The organism is Providencia sp. M-27 (assembly GCF_011077905.1).
GTDB lineage: Bacteria > Pseudomonadota > Gammaproteobacteria > Enterobacterales > Enterobacteriaceae > Providencia > Providencia huaxiensis.
On the sequence record NZ_JAALBT010000040.1, the window covers coordinates 1 to 6440 of the forward strand.

4 protein-coding genes and 1 rRNA gene are annotated in these 6440 nt (G+C 39.7%); 3 read left to right on the top strand and 2 right to left on the bottom strand.

Annotation, left to right across the window (positions count from 1 at the left end; all coding sequences use genetic code 11):
• Positions 1 to 348: 348 nt before the first annotated feature.
• From acs to actP, 3 genes are all read left to right on the top strand, one after another.
• A complete protein-coding gene (gene acs, locus G6Q48_RS21570) occupies positions 349 to 2304 on the top strand; it encodes an acetate--CoA ligase (RefSeq protein ID WP_166268358.1) in 1956 nt (651 codons plus the stop codon).
• Between the two features lie 129 nt (positions 2305 to 2433).
• Complete coding sequence (locus G6Q48_RS21575) at positions 2434 to 2745, top strand: DUF485 domain-containing protein (protein ID WP_004906633.1); 312 nt, start codon at positions 2434 to 2436, stop codon at positions 2743 to 2745.
• Positions 2742 to 4391: a cation/acetate symporter ActP gene (gene actP / locus G6Q48_RS21580; protein ID WP_102140124.1), complete on the top strand. Its 1650-nt coding sequence runs from the start codon at positions 2742 to 2744 to the stop codon at positions 4389 to 4391. The genes G6Q48_RS21575 and actP overlap by 4 nt, the downstream gene beginning before the upstream one ends.
• A gap of 267 nt (positions 4392 to 4658) precedes the next feature.
• On the opposite strand, the gene G6Q48_RS21585 is transcribed toward actP, so the two are convergent.
• Together G6Q48_RS21585 and rrf are read right to left on the bottom strand one after the other, a co-directional pair.
• On the bottom strand, positions 4659 to 5087 hold the full coding sequence (locus tag G6Q48_RS21585) for a hypothetical protein (protein ID WP_166268360.1): 429 nt from the start codon (positions 5085 to 5087) through the stop codon (positions 4659 to 4661).
• Positions 5088 to 6346: 1259 nt separating this feature from the next.
• Positions 6347 to 6440 (bottom strand): 5S ribosomal RNA (gene rrf, locus G6Q48_RS21590); the annotation flags it as partial.

Below are 6440 nucleotides of genomic sequence, written 5' to 3' on the forward strand. Positions count from 1 at the left end.
AGTAGAGTAGGCTGAAGAGGATCAATCAGATAATCCGCTGAGAAAGATTTTCTTCTTTACATCTTTGGCATTTTATCAACCAGAAATTCCGGATACCCTATTCGCTATGAGAGCTCGTTTATTCAGTAACTAATACCAATAACCCCACCTTTTATTTTTCTTTAAATCTACCTTTTGTTATATTTTTAGTCTTATATTTCAATTTGATATTTAGCATCAAATGATAATCCTGCAAATCTCATTACAATTAATACGTGATCTTCCGCGCAAAAGAAAAACAAATTTAAAATTCGTGCTTTAGTTAACCATTTTTTGACATAGTATTAACATCTGCAAGGAGATAATAATATGACTCAAATAACTAAACATCCCGTTCCTGCTGAAATTGCAAAAAATGCCCTGATAAACGAACAACAGTATAACGATGAGTACCAACGCTCGATTCAAGACCCTGAAGGATTTTGGGGCGAAAAAGGAAAAATCGTTGATTGGATTAAACCTTACACTCGTGTCAAGAACACCTCTTTCGACCCCGGCCATATTGATATCCGCTGGTTTGAAGACGGTACATTAAATTTAAGTGCTAACTGTTTAGATCGCCATCTGGCTGAAAAAGGTGACCAAACAGCGATTATTTGGGAAGGCGATGACCCTTTATCGTCAAAAAATGTTACTTACCGCGAACTGCACCATGATGTATGTCAGTTTGCTAATGTCCTGAAACAACAAGGTATTCGTAAAGGCGATGTTGTCGCCATTTACATGCCTATGGTTGTTGAAGCTGCTGTCGCGATGCTAGCCTGTGCCCGTATTGGCGCGATACATACGGTCATTTTTGCTGGTTTCTCCCCTGAAGCTGTCTCTGGTCGCGTTATTGACTGTAAAGCGAAGCTCATCATCACCGCAGATGAAGGCTTACGTGCTGGCCGTGCAATTCCATTAAAGAAAAATGTGGATGACGCACTCGCTAATCCGCAAGTCACTACGGTTTCTCATGTGATTGTTTACCAACGCACAGGTAACGCACCGAGCTGGGTAGAAGGCCGTGATCTCTGGTGGCACGACGTCATCAAAGGGGTCAGTGCAGACTGCCCTCCTGAAGAAATCAACGCAGAAGACCCGCTCTTTATCCTGTACACCTCGGGTTCTACAGGTAAGCCAAAAGGCGTTCTGCATACCACTGGCGGTTATTTGGTTTATGCCACACTGACATTCAAGTACACCTTCGACTACCATCCGGGTGAAGTCTATTGGTGTACTGCTGATGTCGGCTGGGTAACAGGCCATAGTTATTTGTTATATGGGCCATTATCCAATGGCGCTAAAACATTAATGTTCGAAGGGGTACCTAATTACCCATCAGTTAACCGAATGAGCCAGGTGGTTGATAAACACCAAGTCAATATCCTTTATACTGCGCCAACCGCCATCCGCGCATTAATGGCTGAAGGCGATAAAGCCATTGAAGGTACTGACCGCAGCTCATTACGAATTCTCGGCTCCGTGGGGGAACCCATTAACCCTGAAGCTTGGGAATGGTTCTATAAAAAAATTGGTAATAGCCGTTGTCCAGTGGTTGATACCTGGTGGCAAACGGAAACGGGTGGTTTCATGATCACACCGCTCCCGGGAGCAACTATGTTAAAACCGGGGTCTGCAACATTGCCATTCTTCGGTGTTCGCCCTGCGTTAGTTGATAACCTTGGTGAACCTATAGAAGGCGCCACAGAAGGTAACTTAGTGATTGTTGATTCATGGCCGGGTCAAGCCCGAACCTTATTTGGCGATCACGAACGCTTCGAGCAAACCTATTTCTCAACCTTTAAAGGCATGTACTTTAGCGGTGATGGTGCTCGTCGTGATGAAGATGGTTACTATTGGATTACCGGCCGTGTTGACGATGTACTGAATATTTCGGGCCACCGTCTAGGTACGGCAGAAATAGAATCCGCCCTCGTAGCACATCCGAAAGTGGCTGAAGCAGCTGTGGTCGGTATTCCTCATAATATTAAAGGCCAAGCAATCTACGCTTATGTCACATTAATATCTGGGGTTGAGCCATCACCAGAGCTATACACCGAAGTTCGTAATTGGGTTCGTAAAGAAATTGGCCCAATTGCTACACCAGATGTTCTTCACTGGACGGATTCACTACCCAAAACCCGTTCCGGTAAAATCATGCGTCGTATCCTACGTAAAATTGCATCAGGGGACACCAGTAATTTTGGAGATACCTCCACTCTGGCCGATCCAGGTGTTGTCGAAAAACTACTCGAAGAAAAACAGTCTATGAGTATGTCATAACGCTAAAAGGCCAACTCATTGAGGCGGCCTTACATACATCCCAACAAGATGGTTTACTCTAAATAATTCGAGGTGCAGTCAACAATGCTGCAGCTTGAAGTATGACGAGTATAACAGAGGAGAACTCTGATGAATGCTACTGCTTACGAAAAGGTAGAGGATAACCCTCGCTTTAAAGAACTGGTTAGGAAACGTAGTCGCTTTTCATGGTTGTTATCAATAATAACGCTCGTGCTGTATGTTGGATTTATTTTTCTTATCGCTTTTGACCCAAGCTGGCTAGGAACACCGATATCCGAAGGTTCATACATCACAAGAGGGATCCCTGTTGGTGTCGGCCTAATTGTCATTTCATTTGTACTCACTGGGCTTTACGTTATCCGAGCCAACGGTGAATACGACCGTTTAACCGCAGAAATTTTAAAAGAGGTAGAAAAATGAAAATATTGCTCTCACTCATTCTCTTTTTTACCTCATCAATGGCGTTTTCTGATGCATTGACAGGGGATGTTGAACGCCAGCCTGTGAATATTCAGGCAATTGTGATGTTCTTACTGTTTGTCGGCTTCACTTTATATATTACCTACTGGGCGTCAAAAAGAACGCGTTCTCGCTCTGATTACTACACTGCGGGTGGGAAAATTACCGGTTTCCAAAACGGGATGGCTATCGCTGGCGACTTTATGTCTGCTGCCTCCTTCTTAGGGATCTCTGCTCTGGTTTATACTTCTGGCTATGATGGCCTGATTTATTCAATTGGCTTCTTAATTGGCTGGCCGATCATTCTATTCTTAATTGCCGAGCGCTTACGTAATTTAGGTCGTTATACCTTCGCTGATGTCGCTTCTTATCGATTAAAACAAAGACCCATTCGTATTCTATCTGCGGTTGGCTCTCTAGTTGTTGTTGCACTGTACCTTATCGCTCAAATGGTTGGCGCGGGTAAATTGATTGAATTGTTATTTGGTCTCAATTACCACGTCGCGGTTGTTATCGTGGGTATCTTGATGGTGCTATATGTCCTATTTGGTGGAATGTTAGCCACAACTTGGGTGCAAATTATTAAAGCCATCTTGTTATTAGCAGGTGCAACATTCATGGCCGTTATGGTTATGAAGCATGTTGGCTTTAATTTTAACACTCTGTTTAAAGAAGCGGTTGAAGTTCATAAAAATGGTATTGCCATTATGAGCCCGGGAGGACTGGTTTCCGACCCAATATCCGCCTTATCCCTTGGTCTTGCTTTGATGTTTGGTACTGCAGGTCTCCCTCACATAATTATGCGATTCTTCACAGTCAGTGATGCAAAAGAAGCACGTAAAAGTGTGTTCTATGCCACTGGCTTTATTGGTTATTTTTACATATTAACCTTTATTATTGGTTTTGGTGCCATCGTTCTAGTCAGTTCCAATCCTGCATTTAAAGATGCAACTGGAGCACTTATCGGTGGAACAAATATGGCAGCTGTTCACCTTGCAGATGCCGTCGGTGGTAACTTCTTCTTAGGCTTTATTTCTGCGGTTGCCTTTGCCACCATCCTTGCTGTTGTTGCCGGTTTAACACTAGCGGGTGCCTCTGCGGTTTCCCATGACTTGTATGCGATGGCAATGAAAAATGGTAAAGCAGATGAAAAAGATGAATTACGTGTCTCTAAAATTACCGTTGTTATCTTAGGTTTTGTTGCGATTGGTTTAGGTATTTTGTTTGAAAAACAAAATATTGCCTTCATGGTTGGTTTAGCCTTCTCAATTGCAGCCAGCTGTAATTTCCCGATCATTTTACTGTCGATGTACTGGCGTAAGCTGACAACTCGCGGTGCATTGGCTGGTGGATGGTTCGGTTTAATTACCGCAGTTGTCCTGATGATTTTAGGACCAACCATCTGGGTTAGCATTCTTCATCATGAAAAACCTATATATCCATATGAATATCCAGCACTTTTCTCCATGGCTGTTGCATTTATTGCTTCATGGTTATTCTCGGTGACGGATAATTCAGAACAAGGAAAAATGGAAAGAGAGCGCTTTAAAGAGCAATTTGTTCGTTCACAAATTGGACTAGGTATTGAACAGGGTAAATCACACTAAACCTAACTTTATTGCCACACCAAACGGCTCAGTGTATCGAGCCGTTTTTTATTAATAGTTTATTTAAGCCTACACTAGTTTCACCATTGATTTTCTTAATTTTATCTAATAAATCAACAGGCTAAATGAACTCACATAAAGGAATTGATAGTATAATTTGCCCCTATTACTCATAAGTTTTGTGTAAAAAAAATCCTTCTTTCTATGTAGAGAAAAGAAGGATATTAATAATATTAAAAAACTTATTTTTGTTTTCGTTATTCGATACTATCTTGCATAGTGTTGTCTTTCTACATCAGCCCAATTTTCTACTAGTGAATAAAACTCTGCTGAACTTGTTTTTCTTTCTTCTTGTAATTTTTTAAATTCTTGCTTGTTTTTCGGCGTGTAACGAGAAAGTAGCTGGTCTAATACAATATTTTTATCTGCGAATTGGGAATCCAGTTTTAATTTTTTATACAGCACTGCGGTAATAAACCCACTGATAGCGAGCATTCCAATGACAGTGGCAAAGCTATAGTCAATGCCAAGGGTATTTCTCAGCGCATTTAACAGTAAAAAAGGAACAAAAAACATCACTAATAAAGAAAGAATCGTTGCGCCATCTTGGCCATTATTAAACTCATTTTCTTTCTGTTTGTTTACAGAAATAATTTGGTCGAAAATTCGATGATTAGCGCTTTTTGATTTATTCATATGACCCACCTTTGCTATACAAATATTGTTTACACGAAATACCATCCATTAAAAGGTATAACTTGCTTAGCTGGCCTATCTTTCATATCGGGATGTAAGTTTCTTTCCTTTGAAAATTTCACTTATAAGCAAACTTCATCGGTAACATGATAGCTGGATATACCATTAACTACTTAACACAGTATAAATGTAAAAAATTGAAACATCAATTTAACAATTTTTATATAGAAAAATAAACAATCGAGCACTTATTTATTAAAAATAAACTAACAAAATAGTAAACTTACATATGAGTAAAATTGATTAATTTACTTTTATCTATTGATATTAATGAGTTTATTGTTCAAGAAATGACTTCTTTGGGTCACTTAATTAACACCATAAAAACCATTAAGGTTATAAACATTACAGGTCAGGTTAAGGCCAATTCTGTCAGGTAGTTTCATTAAGTCATTATTTTTTTTAATAGATCATAAATTACCTATCATCCAGAGAGTCAAATCACACAGCAATTGTACTCGGAGAGATAAACTCACCTAACCCACCCCTATTTCCCTTACTGTAAAGCTGAGTTTGATTTTATTGACTTACCTGCACTTAATTAAGAAATAAGTGAGCTGTTACTTACTACTTTGACTCAAACAGTTACATTCTCTGGAGTAATAGATAATTATCAAATCACCATATCCATTTGATTTTATTGACTTACATGCACCTAGTTAAAAAATACGTAAGCTGTTACTTACTACTTTGACTCAAGCAGTTACATTCTCTGGAGTAATAGATAATTATCAAATCACTATACCCATTTAATTTTATTGACTTACCTGCACTTAATTAAAAAATACGTGAGCTGTTACTTACTACTTTGGCTCAAGTGATGTCATTCATCACCATGATGAACAAGCACCCAATCCATAATACTCACGTGACATTCTTAAAATTCTCTTTTCCACAAAATAATCTGTGAGCTGTTACTCACTACTTTAGTTCCAACAATTCTATTCACCACGATCAGCGGTAAAGATATATTAATGGCTTCCCATAAGCCAAAGAGATGAAAAGGGGAAGGGGAAATAGCATAAGAAATACAGGAATAAAGAAATAAAAAAAAGAAAAGAGAAAAGAGAAAAGAGAAAAGAGAAAAGAGAAAAGAGAAAAGAGAAAAAACATAAGATAGTTAGCATGTTAGCACAATACCGAGGATATCCCCAAACGCAAAAAAGCCACCCAATGGGTGGCTTCTTCACTAATTTAATGTCTGGCAGTTCCCTACTCTCACATGGGGAGACCCCACACTACCATCGGCGCTACGGTGTTTCACTGCTGAGTTCGGCATGGGGTCAGGTGGGA

Excerpts from the sequence above, each read along its gene's own strand:
- acs (WP_166268358.1), top strand. The coding sequence starts at position 349 with ATGACTCAAATAACTAAACATCCCGTTCCTGCTGAAATTGCAAAAAAT.
- G6Q48_RS21575 (WP_004906633.1), top strand. The coding sequence starts at position 2,434 with ATGAATGCTACTGCTTACGAAAAGGTAGAGGATAACCCTCGCTTTAAA.
- actP (WP_102140124.1), top strand. The coding sequence starts at position 2,742 with ATGAAAATATTGCTCTCACTCATTCTCTTTTTTACCTCATCAATGGCG.
- G6Q48_RS21585 (WP_166268360.1), bottom strand. The coding sequence starts at position 5,087 with ATGAATAAATCAAAAAGCGCTAATCATCGAATTTTCGACCAAATTATT.